The organism is Candidatus Cybelea sp. (assembly GCA_036489315.1).
In the GTDB taxonomy this organism is placed as follows: domain Bacteria; phylum Vulcanimicrobiota; class Vulcanimicrobiia; order Vulcanimicrobiales; family Vulcanimicrobiaceae; genus Cybelea.
The window spans coordinates 60551-76515 of record DASXFZ010000047.1; the positions used below are offsets into that span (position 1 = coordinate 60551).

Below are 15965 nucleotides of genomic sequence, written 5' to 3' on the forward strand. Positions count from 1 at the left end.
TCGTGATGGCCGGCCACGGGCTGATGTGGTCGAACATCTATCAGCCCGAAAAACCAACCGTAAAGCGGCGCGTCAACTGGAAACGGCTTGGCGCGCTCTTTGCGCCGTACTGGCGCCAACAGGCCACGGTGCTCGCCTGCATCGTGGCCGCTTCGGCGCTCGGGCTCGTCCCCGGCTTCGTTATCGCGCACATCATCGACGTGACGATTCCGCGCCGCAATCTCGGCGATCTCGCGATCGACGTCGGCGCGATCCTAATTTCGGCGCTGGTCGCCGCCGGCATCGGCGTCTTGCAGGGCTACCTCAACTCGCTCGTCGGCGAAGGGATCATGCGCGACCTTCGCACGACGCTGGTCGGGCACTTGCACCGCATGCCGCTGCAGTTCTTCAGCGGAACAAAGACGGGCGAGATCATGAACCGAGTGAGCAACGACGTCGACAACGTCGACAACGTCGTCACCGGAACGCTGACCTCGATCGTCACCAGCGTCGTCATCATCGGCACGACGCTGGTCGCGATGTTCGTCTGGAACTGGCGCCTAGCGCTGATCTCGGTCGCGATCGTGCCGCTGATGGTGCTTCCGCTCGGACCCGTCGGGCGGCGGATGTATCTGATTCGCAAGAAGACGCGCGAGAGCCGCGACGAGATCGAGTCAATTACTCAGGAGACGCTTTCGATCTCCGGCATCACGCTCGTCAAGTCGTTTGCGCGCGAGGCGCTGGAGCGCGCGCGCTTCTATCAAGCCGGTACGCGCTTGATGCAGCTCGAGATCGACCTCGCGATGGTCGGGCGCTGGTTTCTCGCCTCGGTCACCGCGATGATCGTCGTCGGCCCGGCGCTGGTCTGGTTCGGCGGCGGGTGGCTGGCGATTCTGGGCAGCCTGCAGGTTGGCGTGATCGTCGCGTTCGTCTCCTTCATACAAGGCCGTCTGTACGGGCCCGCGGCAACGCTCGCCGGAATTCAGGTGCAGATCGTCAGCGCGCTCGCAGTATTCGAGCGCATCTTCGAGTACCTCGACATGACGCCCGAAGAGTACGACCCGCCGGGGGCAATCGCACTGCCGGAGGTCGCGGGAGAGATCCAATTCGAGGAGGTCACCTTTTCGTACGACGGAACGCGCAACGTGCTCGACGGCGTCTCGTTCCACGTGCGGCCGGGGGAGGTCGCTGCGTTCGTGGGCCCGTCAGGCGCCGGAAAAACGACGATCACCGCGCTCGTGCCGCGCTTTTACGATCCGCAGAGCGGCCGGATCCTCGTCGACGGACACGATCTGCGCGGCGTCACGCTCGAATCGCTGCGCGGCAATATCGGCATCGTCACGCAGGAGACCTATCTCTTCCACGACACCGTCGCCGCCAATCTTCGCTACGGCAAACCCGACGCGACCGACGCCGAGCTCGAGGCCGCGGCACGCGCGGCGAACATCGCCGACTTCATCGCGGCCCTGCCGCTGCGGTACGAAACGATCGTCGGGGAGCGCGGACATAAACTCTCCGGCGGCGAGCGCCAGCGCCTCGCCATCGCCCGCGTACTGTTGAAGGATCCGAGGATTCTGATTCTCGACGAAGCGACGAGCTCGCTCGATTACGAGAACGAAGCCGCGATTCAGAAGGCGTTGGAGGTCGCGATGCGCGGGCGCACGAGCTTGGTAATCGCGCACCGTCTGTCGACGGTGCTGGCCGCCGACATCATCTTCGTCGTCGATAACGGGCGCATCGTAGAACAAGGCCGCCACGCGACGTTGCTGGCGCGCGGCGGCCTCTATGCTCGCCTCTATCGAACGCAGTTCGCCGGTATATCGGCGTAACCGGCCGCCGAAATCTATTCGGCGGCTTGGATTCCGAGGTTGACTTCGTTGATGGCTTGTTTAACGAGGTTGATCGCGTTTACGCGATGCCCGCTCTTATTCGCCTGAGCGGAATTGAGCTCGTTGAGCGCGGTTTCCAGATCATGCTTCGCGTTGACCATGTGGGTCTGGACCGCGAGGGCCGTCCCGGCGCCGATGACGCCGAAGAAGATCGCACAGAGCAGGAAGAGCGCCGCGAATCTCGTTTTTGAAAGCGTCATTGCTACGGGGCGCTTCCCATTGAAGACTTGAGCGAGGCTTTGAACTTTGCTTGCTGATCGGGCGTCATCACGCCGTAGATGCCCTTGAGCAGCTGCTCCTTAGCCGATTTCTTTGTCGCTGCGTCGGCGTTGGCCGTCTGCTGCTGATACTGCTCGATCATCGGCTTGATCTTCAGCTTCTGCCGCGGCGAAAGGCCGGCCGCCTGAATCGCGTTTTTTACAGCCGTCTGGACCTGCTGCGAGTTTGGCTGGCTCGCCTGGGCAACGACCAAGCCCGTATTGTTGTGGGTGGAAGCGGCGGCCGGGGCTATCGCCGCCGAGAATAACAATGCCGCAAGAAATCCGAATGTGCGCATAGTGCTCCTTTAGTAGGAAAGGGTGGTTGCTGCGGATTTCTAGGCGGGCGGCCGCAAGCCTGGCAAATCCATGATCATCGGCTCGACAGGAACGTGCAGCGCCGGCTCGGTTGCCGCCTGGATCTCTTCGACGCTGACTCCCGGCGCCAGCTCGCGCAGGATCAAGCCTTCCGCGCCGACGTCGATCGTGCCGAGGTCGGTGATGATGCGGTTGACGACGCGCCGCCCGGTCAGGGGGAGCGAGCACTCGCGCACGATCTTGTGCGCGTTGCCCTTCGCAACGTGCTCCATCATCACGATGACGCGCTTTGCGCCATGAACCAAGTCCATCGCCCCGCCCATTCCCTTGACCATCTTGCCCGGGATCATCCAGTTCGCGAGATCGCCGCGCTCCGAGACCTGCATCGCGCCGAGCACCGCGAGATCGATGTGTCCGCCGCGAATCATTCCGAAGGAGAGCGACGAATCGAAAAACGACGCGCCCGGCAGAACGGTCACCGTCTCCTTGCCGGCGTTGATCAAATCGGCGTCCTCCTGCCCTTCGTACGGATAGGGGCCCATGCCGAGGATACCGTTCTCACTCTGCAGCGTCACCGTTACGTCCGACGGCACGTAGTTTGGAACGAGCGTCGGCAGGCCGATGCCGAGGTTCACATATTGCCCGTCGCGCAGTTCTTGCGCCACGCGCGCAGCAAGCTGCGTCCTCGTTAATGCCATGCCGAACTACCCCGTGTCACCCTGAGCCTGTCGAAGGGCTGTCGAAGGACGGGTGGTCACGCGTTCGATGCGCTTGCCTTGCGCCCCGACGTGCACGATGCGCTGCACGAAGACGCCCGGCAGGTGGACGCTCTCCGGGTCGAGCGCACCGGGCTCGACCAGCTCCTCGACTTCCGCAATCGTAGTTTTGCCGGCCATCGCGCAGAGCGGATTGAAATTGCGCGTCGACTTGTGGAAGATCAAGTTGCCGGCACGATCGGCGATCGAGGCACGCACCAGTGCGTAGTCGCAGACGATTCCGGCTTCGAGCACGTACTCGCGGCCATTGAAGACGCGCGTCTCCTTTTTCGGCGAAGCGACCGCCGTGCTGCCATCGGCGTTGTACCGCCAGGGTAACCCTCCGTCGGCGATCAGCGTGCCGTCTCCGGCCGGGGTGAAGAAGGCCGGAATGCCGCATCCGCCGGCCCGCAAGCGTTCCGCGAGCGTTCCCTGCGGCACCAGCTCGACCTCGAGCTCGCCGCTGAGATACTGCCGCTCGAACTCGCGGTTCTCTCCGACATACGAGCCGGTCGTCCGCCGAATTCGCCGGTTATCGAGCAACACGCCGAGGCCCCAGCCGTCCACGCCGCAGTTATTCGAGACGGTGATTAAATCGGCGGCGCCCTGCTCGAGCAATGCCTCGATCAGGTTGTGCGGGATGCCGTTAAGCCCGAAGCCGCCGACCGCGATCGAAGCGCCGCTGGGAATGTCGGCGACCGCCTCGGCGCAGGAGGTGTAGACCTTCTCCATTCCGCCCTAATGCGCCGACGGAACGGGCGCCGCCTTCGTGGAACCTAGTGAGCCTTATGGCTACAGCACCGATCGATATTGCAGCAAACGAAGAAGAGGCGATGATCCTCGCCATGGTGCGCGAGCTGGTCGCCGAGAAGGTGGCCCCGCGCGCCGCCGAGATCGACGCAACCGGCGAGTTTCCGTGGGACGTAAAAGCGCTCTTCGCGCAAAACGATCTTTTGGGGATTCCGATTCCAGCGGAGTACGGAGGCCTCGGAGGCACGTTCGTCACCTACGTTAAGGTCGTCGAAGAGATCGCCAAGGCGTGCGCGTCGAGCGCGCTGATCGTCGCGGTGCAGGAGCTCGGCATGCTGCCGATCATGATCGGCGGCAGCGAAGAACAAAAGCGCCGTTTCCTCCCGAAGATCGCGTCGGGCGAACACCTCGTCTGCTACGCGCTCACCGAAGTCTCGAGCGGCTCCGACGCGCTAGGCTCGATGCGCACGCGCGCGGAGAAGCGGGGCGATAACTACGTGCTCAACGGCCAGAAGATTTGGATAACCAACGGCAGCGTGGCCGACGTCGTTTGCGTCTTTGCCGTTACCGACCCGGCGGCGGGTTCGCGCGGCGTCACCGCGTTCGTCGTCGAGAAAGGGGCGCCCGGCTTTACCGTAGGGAAGCTGGAGAAAAAGATGGGGATCCGTGGCTCACCGACCGTCGAGCTGATCTTCTCCGATTGCGAAGTGCCCGCAGCCAACCGTCTCGGCGAAGAAGGCGAGGGATTCAAGATCGCGATGAAGGTGCTCGACAAGTCGCGTCCTGGCATCGCGGCACAGGCGCTCGGCATCGCTGCCGGCGCGCTCGACTACGCAACCAACTACGCAAAGGAACGCATCGCATTCGGCAAGCCGATCGGCCAGCATCAAGGCGTCGGTTTCATGCTCGCCGACATGAAGACCGAGGTCGAAGCGGCACGGCTAACGCTCTACGAGGCCGCGCGGCGGTGCGACGCGGGTGGACCGGACGTGACGCTCTGGGCGGCGATGGCGAAGCTCAAGTGCGGTGACGTCGCGATGTCGGTCTCAACCGATGCCGTGCAGGTGCTCGGCGGTTTCGGCTACTCCGTCGACTACCCGGTGGAGCGGATGATGCGCGACGCGAAGATCACCCAGATCTACGAAGGGACTCAGCAGATCCAGCGCCTGGTAATCGCGCGTAACCTCGTCGGGAGGGCATAGCGTCTTGCGGCGCGCGCTCCTTTTCGCGCTCGTGCTCGCCGGGGGATGCAACTATACTTCGCCTTTATCGACGGGCGCGCATAGTTACGATATACCGCCCGCGACACAGGCCGCCGTCAAACCGAACGGCCTCACGAAAGGGAAGGTCTCGCACGTCGTGATCATCGTGCAAGAGAATCGCACGCCCGATAATCTGTTCCAAGGCCTCAAAGGCGCCGACATTCAGTCCTACGCACTCAACTCGGCGGGACAGAAGGTTGCCTTACAGCCCGTCTCGCTCAAGGCTCCCTACGACGTCGACCACGAGCACCGCGCCTACGCGATCGAAAGCGACAGCGGCGCGATGAACGGCTTTAACCTCGAACACTCGTCGACGTGCAAGAGGCCCACGGGCTGCCCGAAAATCGACGTGGCGGCGTATGGCTACGTGCCGAGTAAGGAGACTGGGCCGTACTTCGCGATGGCACGCCAGTATGCGTTCGGCGACCATATGTTCCAGACCAATGAAGGGCCGAGCTTTCCCGCGCACCAGTATCTGATCAGCGGAACGTCGACGGTCACGCAGAGCTCCACGCTGCGCGCCGCCGAGAATCCGTTTACGCCGCAGCAGAAGTACACGGGCGGGTGCGATTCGCCCGCTGGATCGCTCGCACTGCTGATCGACGCCAATGGCGAGGAGCTGCAGGAGACCTATCCGTGCTACGACCGTACGACGCTGATGGACCTGATCGCCGGCAAGGGTCTGACGTGGCGTTACTACGAGTGGAAGACCGGCCCCGGGCTCTGGAACGCACCCGACGCGATCCGCCATCTGCAGCAGAGCTCGCAGTTTAAATCGGAAGTCGTAGCGCCGCCGTCGCAGGTGATTACGGATATTTCCAATGGGCAGCTCGCTTCGGTCGTGTGGGTGACGCCGACGGCCAGAGCCTCCGATCACGCGAACATCACCAATGGGACTGGACCCTCATGGGTCGCCTCGGTCGTCAATGCGGTCGGCGAAAGCCGTTACTGGGACAACACGGTCATCTTCGTCGTCTGGGACGATTGGGGCGGCTGGACCGATCACGTTTCGCCGCCGGTCTACAACTCATACGAGCTCGGCTTTCGCGTGCCGGTGATCGTCATCTCGCCTTACAGTAAAAAAGGCTACATTTCGCGCGTTCAGCATGAGTTCGGCAGCATCCTGAAGTTCACCGAAGAGGCCTTCGATCTGGGATCGCTCGGGTCGACCGACGTGCGCTCGGACGATTTCGCCGATTGCTTCCAGTTCGCGCACAAACCGCGCGCGTTCAAGAAGATTCCCGCACCGCTTGGAGCCGCCTATTTCTTGCACGAACCGGTGGGTAACGAGCCTCCCGACGACGACTAGAGCTCTAAAGCGACGGCGACCGCTCCGTCTTCGGTCCATTCCGCGCCCAGCGCGGTGACCGCTTCGTATTTATCGCCGAGCTGCGCGCGCAGCGCATCGACCATTCGCTCGTACTCTTGCTGCTCGGTGTGCTCGCGGCCGGCCTCGAGCGCGATGAGCCGGCTATCGACATAACCGAGCAGCATCGCCGCGCGCTCGCAGCTGACCCTCTCGCGCCGTCCGTGCTCGGGCTGCAGTGCGCCGATTGCGGCGATGTGCTGCAGAATGTAGACCGTCAGCACGGTCAGCTTGAACTCCCTGGCAATAACGAGCGCCTCCGCCGCGTGAGCGCGAGCGTCGTCAAAGCAATCCATCACGACGAGATATGCCGCCATGTTGCAGAGGTCGATCGCGACGGAGCGGCGATTGTGCCACGCTTCGTGGCCCGCCCTTGCTTCTTCGGCCCGCTGCAGCGCCGCCGCCGTATCGCCGGCAGCAAACTCGATCTCGGCGAGATTTCCGGCGATCGAGGCCGCCGGGCGCTCGAGATTGAGGGCGACGTAATACGTCAGCGCCTCCGCGTAGCTTAAGCGTGCGCCTTCGACGTCGCCGCAGCGCGAGCGCAGCGTGCCGAGATCGCCGAGCACGACGGCCTGCAGGCGCCGGACGTCGAGACGCTGCGAATCCTCCAGGGCCGCCTGTAAGAACGCCTCTGCCTCGGAGGTGCGCCCCAGCGCTCCCGCGGCGACGCCCGCTGCCTGTCGCGCGCGCGCCATGTGCAACTCGTCGAGAGATCCCAGCGTCAGCGCGCGTTCCGCGGCTTTGAAGGAGGCCGCGTACTCGCCCAACGCGCTGCACAACGAAGCGTCGGCAATGTATAGGAGGGCAGAGGTCTGCGCCAAGACGCTCTCGCCAAGCTCAGAGAGCGCCAGCCGAACCCAGTTGCGGCCTTCGACTGGAGCGATTGAGTACCAAGCGCGCGCGAGCGCACCGGCAATCTCGCATCCAGTCTGCACGTCCTGCTGTTCGACCAGCGCCCAGCCGAGCGCAGCGCGGCAGTTGTCGAGCTCGGCATTGGCATCGCGCAGCCACGTACGCTCGTCGGCCGCGTACCAGTCTCGATCGAGCCGCTGCGCAACGCGCAGGCAGCTGCGCGCGTGGCGTTTCGCGATCGCTTCACGTTCGCCGCGCCGGGTGAGCTTATCGAGCGCGAACTGCCGGGTGGCCTCCAGCATGTGGTAGCGCGCTTCGCCCCGCGAGAAATCCACCATGATCATCGACTGCGCGATCAGCGCAGAGAGCAGCTCCAGGATGTCGTCGCCTGCGAGCATTCCGTCGGCGCACACCGTCGTCGCCGTGTCCAAGCTAAAGCTGCTGGCGAATATCGCGAGACGGTCGAAGAGCAAGCGCGCCTGCGAGGAGAGCAGCACGTAACTCCACTCGATCACCGCGCGCATCGTTTGATGGCGCGGCAGTGCTGCGTGATCGCTCGGAGTCAGCAGATCGAAGATCCGGTCGAGCCTTTCGGAAATCTGCCAGGGGGAAAGAACGGTCGCGCGCGCGGCCGCCAGCTCGATCGCGAGCGGCAGACCGTCCAGCCGCCGGCAGATATCGATGATCGGTGCGACGTTCTCGCCGGTCACCATAAAGCGCGCATCCGCCGCGCGAACGCGGTCGACGAACAGCGCGATCGCTCCATACTTCATCGCCTCGCCGGGCGCGACCAACTTCTCCTCGGGCACGGAGAGCGAGGGCAAGCGATAGATGCGCTCGCCCGTGATCTTCAGCGCCTCCCGGCTGGTCGTCAGGAACGTTACCTTCGTGCACTCCCGCAGGATCGAGCCCGCGACGCGGCGCGCTTGATCGATGACGTGCTCGCAGTTGTCCAAGACGAGCAAGAGCTGCTTCTGCGAAAGGTGCGAAAGCAGCGTCGTCAGCAACGGCGTCTTTGGCGACTCCTGAATACCGAGCGCGTTAGCCAGTGCGTGCGCGACGAGATCGGGATCGTTGAGCGGTGCGAGCTCGACGAACCAAACACCGTGGGAAAAATCGTTGGCGAGCTGGGCCGCAACTTCAATCGCGACCCTCGTCTTGCCGGCGCCGCCGGTTCCGACGACGCTGACGATTGGCGAACTCATGACGAGCCGGCGTATCTCCGCCACGACGTCGTCGCGCCCCAGGAACGAGGTCAGCTGCCTCGGCAGGTTGTGGCTGGGAGTGATTTCTTGTTCTTGCAGGCGCAGCCCGCGCGCGCGCCGTGCCGATTCTTCGAGCGCCGTACGCGCTTCGGGCGGCAGCCGCAGCGCCTCGGCGAGGCGCTCGAGCGTTTTCGGGTACGGAACCTTGCGATAGCCGCGTTCGAGCGCGCTGACGGCTTGCACGCTAACCAACGCGCGATCCGCGAGCATCTGCTGCGAAAGGCCGGCCTGCACCCGAAAGTTTTTGAGCAGCGATGCCAGCTCGAGTGCAGCCGACCTTTCGTCAGAAGCGGCCTTTGATTCCACCGAGAAAGGCCTTCGTGCCGCTCGGCGTCAGGTCTTTGCTACAGCGGTTCCGGCGCAACTCCAAACGGCGGGCTGCTCGAACCGCCCACGCTCAACGTGCAGGTGATCGACCCCTTCTTGTTCTGACCGCGTTTCTTGCCGGGGGTTACCGGAATACCGCAGATGTAGCCGTCAAGATCCGCTACCCACAGGTCCTTACCGTGGTGATCGAAATTCATGTTGAGCGGCTCTTCGATATCGGGCTGCGAACCGGACGGACCGCCGACGACGTACTGCCGGCACTTCGACGTCTTCTGACAGCGGTAGATCGTCTTGGCTTCGGTATCGATGTAGTAGAGGTTGCCGGACTGGTCGAACGCCAGGCCGCCCGCCAGCCGCAGCCCGCTCACGAGCAGCGTTCCGGGTTCGTTGCAGCCGGTAAACTCCACGATCGAGCCGCCCGAGGCAGCATTGAAACTCCAGTAGCAGTTGCCCTGATGGTCGACGGCGACGCCCATTCCCTCGACGCTCGCGGCACCAAAGGTGAGAACGCGGTTCGGCGTAACGTGGCGGCTCACGTAGACGCTGACGCTTCCGGTCGCGCCGCTGGTCGTGCTCTTGTTCGATACGGCCACGAGGTTGCGGTCCGGCGCGAGCGCGACGTTGACCGGAAGTTCGTTATAATCGGTAAGCGACGAGGTGGGGCCCTTGAGCTTCGCCTTCCTGGATTGGTAAACGAGTACGTTGCTGCCGCCCTCGTTGGCGACGTAGAGCCAGCCGTTTTGCGTCGTCATCGCGCCCTGAGGTTCCGAGAGGCCCGGGACGTTCTCGAGGAAGTTTAAATTGAGACCGCTCTGGCCTTGGCGCTGGTAAACGCTGACGTCGTCACCGTACATTTGGGTCGTGTAGACCACACCTCCGCCCGATTTCTTGTGGAGCGCGCGTGACAACTCGGCCCGAGCCATTGTGCCCGACGTTGCGGGAAGGCTCGAGCTAAAGCCGTTGCTGCACCCGCCCAGCAGAGCAACCAATGCGAGCGCGCCAATCTGTAAACGGCCGATTTTACGAAAAGGCATGGTCTCCACTCTTTCCAACATCTGCGATTTTGTCCCTAGAGGGGATATCCCACCGCAGAAAAAACGTGCCCGCCTCGCATCCTCCGAGAACGATGCGAGACGAGCACGTCGCGAAGCTCCGTACGACTAGATGGAGTTTGTGATATCGAGATCGGCCCAGCCGACGGTCTTGCCCTTCTTATTGTTGAAAGAGAAGGTCGCCGTGCATGAACCGGCCGTCGCGCCGGGCATAACGCTCCAACCGTCGCCCGAACCTTGGGTAACGGTCGCGATGCCCGAAGCGCCGCCGCAGTTGTCGTTCTCGCCGAGCGTGCCCTTCTTGCTCTTGGGGTTACGAACCGTGACGGTCTGCGGAGCGTAGTTCGACGCTGTGAAGTCGACGCTGCAAGGCGTCACGCGCACGCCGCCGTGCGCCGAACAGTGTCCCTTGACGTCCGGATTGACGATCGAATGGACCGACGAAGAGCCGCCGACGGCCGCTGCCGGATTAACCGCCTGCGATCCGCTGCAACCGGCGAGCGTTGCGGCCGCCACCGCAGCAATCATGCCGGCCGGCAGCAGCCGGGGGTAAGACCGAGTATGTAGCAAGTTTTTATTCTCCTCGATTGTAGAGTAACGTGAGGGGCCCTCTTAGGACGGGCCCCTCACGACCACGCACGAGGATGTTATCACCCCACAAACGGCTTGAAACCATGCAGTACCCAGTGTGTCACGAACTGTGTGAGTAAGTGGAGAACGGGGAAAAGAGCGCTCGCCAGAAGGCGAGCATCCTCGTGAAAACCGACCGCTGCTGCGGCAGACCGGCGATCGAGTGCGTCTTGCGCGGATACGGATAAAACTGAACTCGCGTCTCGTGTGCAAGTATGAAGCGCTGCAAGAGGGCCATGGTGTTAGCCATATGGACGTTGTCGTCGGAGGTGCCGTGCTGGATCAGGAGGGGGCCGTGAAGGTGCCCGGCGGCCGGCAGGACCGAGCTCTTTTCGTACGCGGCGCGGTTTTCCGCCGGCAACCCCATATAGCGTTCGGTGTAGATCGTGTCGTAGAGGTGCCAATCCGTCACCGGCGCGACGGCAGCGCCGGCCGCAAAGAGCCCGCTATGCGTCAACGCGTAGCAGGTCTCGTAGCCGCCGAAGCTCCAGCCCCAGATGCCGATGCGCCGCGAATCAACGTAGGCCAACGACTTGAGATATTTTGCGCCGATCTCCTGACCGAGCAGCGAGCCCGGCCCGAAATTATGAAAGAGCAGCCGGACGTTGTCGTCGCTGTCGACCTGCGACGCGGGCCCATCAATTGAAAAAACGATGAACCCTTCGCGCGCCAAAAGCTGATCGTAGAGGCCGGTGAAACGGTCCGCTGTAGTGGGCGCATCCGGACCGCCGTAGACATACATGACCACCGGCCACTTCTTGGCGGGGTCGAAGCCCGGCGGATCGATCTCGAAGGCGTCGAGCCGGCCGTACGCCGAGGGCACCTGCAGCATTCGCGCCGGCAGCAGCGCGGCTTTGAGCGAAGCGTTTTCGGCAACCAGATTCTTCGCCGGGCCCGACGGGATCTCGCCCAGATCCATCCGCGGCGGATCGTTGAGACCGCTAAAGCGATCGACGAACCGATTAAAGGCAGGCGAAGGCACGGTTTGATGCCATCCGCGCTGCGGCGTCAGGTTCGCAACGGCACCTTGAAGGGATATGGCAAGCAGCGACTGGTCGCGGCGAGTCGGATAGGCGGCGGCAACGTAGGCCGTGCCGTCTTTGCCGGCCCCGTAGATCTCCGAGACGCGATACTCGCCGCTGAGCTTGCGGAACGATCCGTCGGCGCCGCGCAAATAGACGCCGGCGGCCCGGCGGCGATCGAGCAGCCAGATCGAGCGGCCGGCGGAGATCCAGAAGGGCAGCGGCTGCACGTCGACCCACGTCGGGGATGTTTGGCGGTAGAGCTGAGTCGGATCACCGCGGGCTGCGCGCCACAGTTCGACACGCATCGCGCGTTGCCGGCGGTCCAATAGCTCGGCTTCCAGCAGCTCGCGGTGTGGAACCCAGTCGAAGTTGGCCAGATACTCATCGCGCGCTGCTGCGTCGTAAACGAGGCGGCTCGTTGCCGTTGAGGCACTAACGACGCGCAGCGTAACTCGCGGGTTCGCTTCGCCGGCGAGCGGATAGCGTTCGTGCGCGACTCGATTGTTGACGGTGAGAAAATCGACGATCGGAAAGTTCGTGACGCGCCGTTCGTCCATCGTGAGATAGGCGATCTCGCTGCCGTCGGGCGACCAGCGAAAACCATGATCGATGCCGAGCTCCTCGGGATAGACCCAGTCGAGCGAGCCGTTAAGCAGCTTGTCCGGTATGCCGCCGCGCGTCAGCCGCCGCGTCGTTACGCTGCGCCCGACCGCGGCGACGTAGAGATCGGCCTCGTGCGAATAGGCGAGCTCGTCCCCGTGCGGCGCCCACTGCGCTTCGTCCACGTCCTGCGCGATCTTGCGCGGGCGCGGGTTTACGGCGCCGGCCGCATAGAGATCGCCGGCCGCCAAGAGGGCGACGCGTTTTCCGTCGGGCGACCAGCCGGCCACCTCGGGCGTCCGCGCGAATGTTTTACTGCGCAGCCAAACGCGCGTCGTGCCGGCGGCGACGTCGTAGACGAGCAGCGCGAGATTTTCATTTGGATCCTGGCTGCGTGCGACGTAGAGGAAGCGCCGGCCGTCGGGCGACCACGAGACGCGGTCGATCATTCGGCCCCCACGGCGGCTCCTTCGCAAAGACCGAATCGATCGTGATTGCGGGCGGGGGCAGCATCTTCAGCGCGGCAGCGAGCGGATGCGCTTGATGATCCGCGGCGTGGGACACAGGGTGTTGACCGGACACTCAGGGCAGCGCGGTGTCGGTGCCTTGCAGATCTGGCGACCGTGCAGAATCAGCCAGTGCGACGCATCGCCCCACTTATTCTTAGGGACCAGGCTCGTGACGTCTTCTTCTACCTGCCGCGGCGTCGTCCCGAGCGTGAGCCCCAGGCGATGCGAGACGCGAAAGACGTGCGTGTCGACGGCCAGCGCCGCTTCGTGAAACGCCGCGGCCATCACCACGCTCGCGGTCTTGCGCCCGACCCCCGCCAGGGATTCGAGCGCTTCGCGGTCGTGCGGCACGCGGCCGCCGAAACGTTCGACCAGATCGCGCGCGCAGGCGACGATGTTCTTGCTCTTCATCCGGAAGAAGCCCGTCGACTTGATGATGCGCTCGACGTCGGCGAGATCGGCGCGGGCCAGCTTCTCGGGCGTCGGGTACTTCTCAAAGAGCGCCGGGGTCGTCATGTTCACCCGCACATCGGTCGTCTGCGCGGAGAGAATTACCGCGATCAACAGCTCGAAATCGCTGCCGTATTCGAGCGCGGTCACCGCCTGCGGATAGGTCCGCTCCAAAATCGCCAGCTCTTCGAGCGCGACCTTACGCGTAACTTTCTTCGCCGGAAACGGAATGCGCGGCACCGCCATTCTTTCTTTTAAATTCGCGTTAAGTCCCTTGAGCATGCGCGGCAGGAGTTCGCGACTCGCTGCGAACCTCTCGCACGATGCACGCCGCGAGCAAACTCACGCTACTCGCAGTCGCGGCGGTCGCCGGGTGCGCGCCCGGTTCGCCGGTTGTACAAACGGCCTATCCGCGCGCCGCTCGCGCCGGAGAGGCCCTGCGGCGCGACGCCTTTCCGGGTTTGGGCAAGATCTTGCACGTTGTCATCATCATTCAGGAGAATCGCTCGGTCGACAACCTGTTTGCATTTTTGCCGGGCGCCAACACCCAATCCTACGGTTACAACTCACTTGGGCAGCAGGTCGCTCTGATCCCGGAGCCGCTGACCGCGCCCTACGACTTGGGGCACAAGCACAGGTCTTGGCTGACCGACTACAATTCGGGAGGCATGAACGGCTGGGACCAAGAGGCCGTCGCCTGCAAAGTCCCCAGCTCCTGTCCTCCTAAAAACGTTGCCGCTTATGCATACGTGCCGCAATCGGAAGTTGCACCCTACTACACAATGGCCGAGACGTACGCCTTCGCCGACGATCTCTTCGAGACCAATCAAGGCCCGAGTTTTCCCGCACATCAGTATCTCGTGAGTGGAACATCGACGATCGCCGACCGTTCGACGCTGCGCGCTTCGGAGAACCCGCACACCCTGGAAGGTAAATCGACCGGCGGATGCGACTCTCCGCCGGGCTCGCTCGTAACGCTGATCGACGATGCGGGGCACGAAGACCAATCGGCCTATCCGTGCTTCGAGCGCAAGTCCCTGATGGAGAGCCTGGATGACGCCGGCATCAGCTGGCGCTATTACGAAGCGCACACCGGTGCCGGATTCTGGAAGGCGGTCGACGCAATCGAACCGATCTGGCTCGACAAGGCGCTCTTCCACGGTAACGTCGTCGCGCCGTCGGCGCAGATTCTCAACGATATCGCCAACCGGCAGCTCGCGAGCGTATCGTGGGTGACGCCGAGCGCCGCAGCCTCCGATCACGCGGTCTTTACCGACGGCTCGGGCCCGTCGTGGGTCTCTTCGGTCGTCAACGCCGTTGGAAAATCCTCGTACTGGAAGTCGACGGCGATCTTCGTCCTCTGGGACGATTGGGGCGGCTGGTACGATCACGTTGCGCCATATGCGATCTACGATTCGTACGAGGTTGGCTTTCGCGTACCGCTGATCGTCATCTCGCCCTATGCGCGCCCAGGGTTCATCTCGCACCGGGTGCACGAGTTCGGCAGCATCTTGAAGTTCGTCGAGCGCAGCTTCGGTCTGCCCTCGCTGCACACGACCGACTTGCGTTCCGACGACCTCGTCGATTGTTTCGACTTCGGCGGAAGCCCGCGAACATTCAAGGCGATCGCGGCTCCGTTGGGGGCCAAGTATTTCTTGCGCCAAGCGGAGTCGATGCAGGACCCCGACGACGACTTTTAGGGTTATTGCCCCTCACTCGTGCAGCGCGACGCCGCCCGCGTCGCTCGAAATGAGCCCGTCGCGTTCGAGCGCTGCGACGACCTCCCGCAGCTCGGCGCTGCTGCGGCCCGGCAGTTGGGACTGCATTGCGAGCGTGAGGTCGAGCAGGGAGATGCGTTGCCCAGCCGGCAACGCCCGCAGCTGGTCGATGATCCGCCCCCGCGCATAGCGCCGGCTCTGTTCGAAGGGAATCGCCTCCTGCGCAGGCGCGCGCCTCGCGTTCGCCGCTCGCGCCAGCTCGAGCGCGGTTGCGTCGAGCGGCGCGGCACGGCAATCGCCGCGCAGCGGGCAGCGCAGACACTTCGGCGCTCGTGCCGTGCAGAGCAACGCTCCCAGATCCATCAACGCCGAGTTCCAATCGTGGGCGCGATCGCGCGGCACGAGCGAGCGCGCGCGCTCGTCGAGCTGCGCGGCGGCCGCCGCGCGCGGATGTTCGATTCCGAAGAAAAGCCGGTGGACGATGCGCCGGACGTTCGTATCGACGGGCGCGTCGTCGAGGTTGAACGCAAAGGTGCGAATCGCTGCGAGCGTGTACGGTCCCACGCCCGGCAGAGATCGCAAGGCCGCCGCGCCGCTAGGCAGTGCCCCGCCGTGGTCGTCGACGACCGCACGTGCAAGGCGGTGTAAGCGAACGGCCCGCGAGTTGTAGCCGAGTCCCTTCCACTCGCGCAAAACATCGGCCAGCGGCGCGTTGGCGAGCGAGGCGAAGTCTGGGAAGCGTTCGACGAAGGCTTCGAACCTCGGCACGACGCGGTCGACCTGCGTCTGAGCGAGCATGAACTCGCTCACGAGCGTGCGGTAGGGGCTGCGCACCGTTCGCCAGGGCAGCGACGCGCGGCCGTGGTCGCCAAACCACCGCAAAAGTCGCATCCGGAGCCCCGCCGCCGAGGCCGTCGTCGCCATGGTTGCCTGCGCTTCGCCGTTTTTGTGGGGAACG

The 15965-nt window shown here is 63.9% G+C and carries 14 protein-coding genes; 4 read left to right on the forward strand and 10 right to left on the reverse strand.

Annotated elements, in window-relative coordinates; all coding sequences use genetic code 11:
• Positions 1-5 precede the first annotated feature (5 nt).
• Positions 6-1808 (forward strand): ABC transporter ATP-binding protein, encoded by a 1803-nt coding sequence (locus tag VGG51_10470; GenBank protein HEY1883450.1) that lies wholly within the window; start codon positions 6-8, stop codon positions 1806-1808.
• A gap of 14 nt (positions 1809-1822) precedes the next feature.
• On the opposite strand, the gene VGG51_10475 is transcribed toward VGG51_10470, so the two are convergent.
• The 4 genes from VGG51_10475 to VGG51_10490 are packed head-to-tail and all read right to left on the reverse strand — an operon-like array spanning position 1823 to position 3930.
• The gene (locus tag VGG51_10475; protein ID HEY1883451.1) at positions 1823-2068 is read right to left on the reverse strand and encodes a hypothetical protein; all 246 of its coding nucleotides are present in this window, start codon (positions 2066-2068) and stop codon (positions 1823-1825) included.
• A gap of 2 nt (positions 2069-2070) precedes the next feature.
• The gene (locus VGG51_10480; GenBank protein HEY1883452.1) at positions 2071-2424 is read right to left on the reverse strand and encodes a hypothetical protein; all 354 of its coding nucleotides are present in this window, start codon (positions 2422-2424) and stop codon (positions 2071-2073) included.
• A 39-nt stretch (positions 2425-2463) separates the two neighbouring features.
• The gene (locus VGG51_10485; GenBank protein HEY1883453.1) at positions 2464-3141 is read right to left on the reverse strand and encodes a CoA transferase subunit B; all 678 of its coding nucleotides are present in this window, start codon (positions 3139-3141) and stop codon (positions 2464-2466) included.
• Positions 3142-3147: 6 nt separating this feature from the next.
• On the reverse strand, positions 3148-3930 hold the full coding sequence (locus tag VGG51_10490; protein ID HEY1883454.1) for a CoA transferase subunit A: 783 nt from the start codon (positions 3928-3930) through the stop codon (positions 3148-3150).
• Between the two features lie 56 nt (positions 3931-3986).
• Between VGG51_10490 and VGG51_10495 the strand changes: the two genes are divergently transcribed.
• Positions 3987-5150 (forward strand): acyl-CoA dehydrogenase family protein, encoded by a 1164-nt coding sequence (locus tag VGG51_10495; protein ID HEY1883455.1) that lies wholly within the window; start codon positions 3987-3989, stop codon positions 5148-5150.
• Between the two features lie 4 nt (positions 5151-5154).
• On the forward strand, positions 5155-6519 hold the full coding sequence (locus VGG51_10500) for an alkaline phosphatase family protein (GenBank protein ID HEY1883456.1): 1365 nt from the start codon (positions 5155-5157) through the stop codon (positions 6517-6519).
• On the opposite strand, the gene VGG51_10505 is transcribed toward VGG51_10500, so the two are convergent.
• From VGG51_10505 to nth, 5 genes are all read right to left on the reverse strand, one after another.
• The gene (locus VGG51_10505) at positions 6516-9002 is read right to left on the reverse strand and encodes a helix-turn-helix domain-containing protein (protein HEY1883457.1); all 2487 of its coding nucleotides are present in this window, start codon (positions 9000-9002) and stop codon (positions 6516-6518) included. The genes VGG51_10500 and VGG51_10505 overlap by 4 nt on opposite strands.
• Positions 9003-9040: 38 nt before the next feature.
• Positions 9041-10057, reverse strand: coding sequence for a hypothetical protein (locus VGG51_10510; protein HEY1883458.1), 1017 nt, complete (start codon positions 10055-10057; stop codon positions 9041-9043).
• A gap of 126 nt (positions 10058-10183) precedes the next feature.
• Positions 10184-10645: a hypothetical protein gene (locus tag VGG51_10515; protein ID HEY1883459.1), complete on the reverse strand. Its 462-nt coding sequence runs from the start codon at positions 10643-10645 to the stop codon at positions 10184-10186.
• Between the two features lie 121 nt (positions 10646-10766).
• Entirely contained in the window at positions 10767-12779 is a 2013-nt protein-coding gene (locus VGG51_10520) for a DPP IV N-terminal domain-containing protein (protein ID HEY1883460.1), read from the reverse strand.
• Positions 12780-12845: 66 nt separating this feature from the next.
• Positions 12846-13529 carry an endonuclease III gene (gene nth, locus VGG51_10525; GenBank protein HEY1883461.1) on the reverse strand — a complete coding sequence of 228 codons (684 nt, stop codon included), beginning with the start codon at positions 13527-13529 and terminating at the stop codon, positions 12846-12848.
• An 83-nt stretch (positions 13530-13612) separates the two neighbouring features.
• Here nth and VGG51_10530 point away from each other — a divergent pair, with 83 nt between their 5' ends.
• A complete protein-coding gene (locus VGG51_10530) occupies positions 13613-14989 on the forward strand; it encodes an alkaline phosphatase family protein (protein HEY1883462.1) in 1377 nt (458 codons plus the stop codon).
• Between the two features lie 12 nt (positions 14990-15001).
• Here VGG51_10530 and VGG51_10535 read toward each other — a convergent pair whose 3' ends face one another.
• On the reverse strand, positions 15002-15931 hold the full coding sequence (locus tag VGG51_10535) for a hypothetical protein (protein HEY1883463.1): 930 nt from the start codon (positions 15929-15931) through the stop codon (positions 15002-15004).
• Between the last annotated feature and the right edge of the window lie 34 nt (positions 15932-15965).

Coding starts and splice junctions, on each gene's coding strand:
- VGG51_10480 (HEY1883452.1), bottom strand. CDS start 2,424: ATGCGCACATTCGGATTTCTTGCGGCATTGTTATTCTCGGCGGCGATA.
- VGG51_10475 (HEY1883451.1), bottom strand. CDS start 2,068: ATGACGCTTTCAAAAACGAGATTCGCGGCGCTCTTCCTGCTCTGTGCG.
- VGG51_10510 (HEY1883458.1), bottom strand. CDS start 10,057: ATGCCTTTTCGTAAAATCGGCCGTTTACAGATTGGCGCGCTCGCATTG.
- VGG51_10535 (HEY1883463.1), bottom strand. CDS start 15,931: ATGGCGACGACGGCCTCGGCGGCGGGGCTCCGGATGCGACTTTTGCGG.
- VGG51_10470 (HEY1883450.1), top strand. CDS start 6: ATGGCCGGCCACGGGCTGATGTGGTCGAACATCTATCAGCCCGAAAAA.
- VGG51_10485 (HEY1883453.1), bottom strand. CDS start 3,141: ATGGCATTAACGAGGACGCAGCTTGCTGCGCGCGTGGCGCAAGAACTG.
- VGG51_10490 (HEY1883454.1), bottom strand. CDS start 3,930: ATGGAGAAGGTCTACACCTCCTGCGCCGAGGCGGTCGCCGACATTCCC.
- VGG51_10520 (HEY1883460.1), bottom strand. CDS start 12,779: ATGATCGACCGCGTCTCGTGGTCGCCCGACGGCCGGCGCTTCCTCTAC.
- VGG51_10530 (HEY1883462.1), top strand. CDS start 13,613: ATGCACGCCGCGAGCAAACTCACGCTACTCGCAGTCGCGGCGGTCGCC.
- VGG51_10495 (HEY1883455.1), top strand. CDS start 3,987: ATGGCTACAGCACCGATCGATATTGCAGCAAACGAAGAAGAGGCGATG.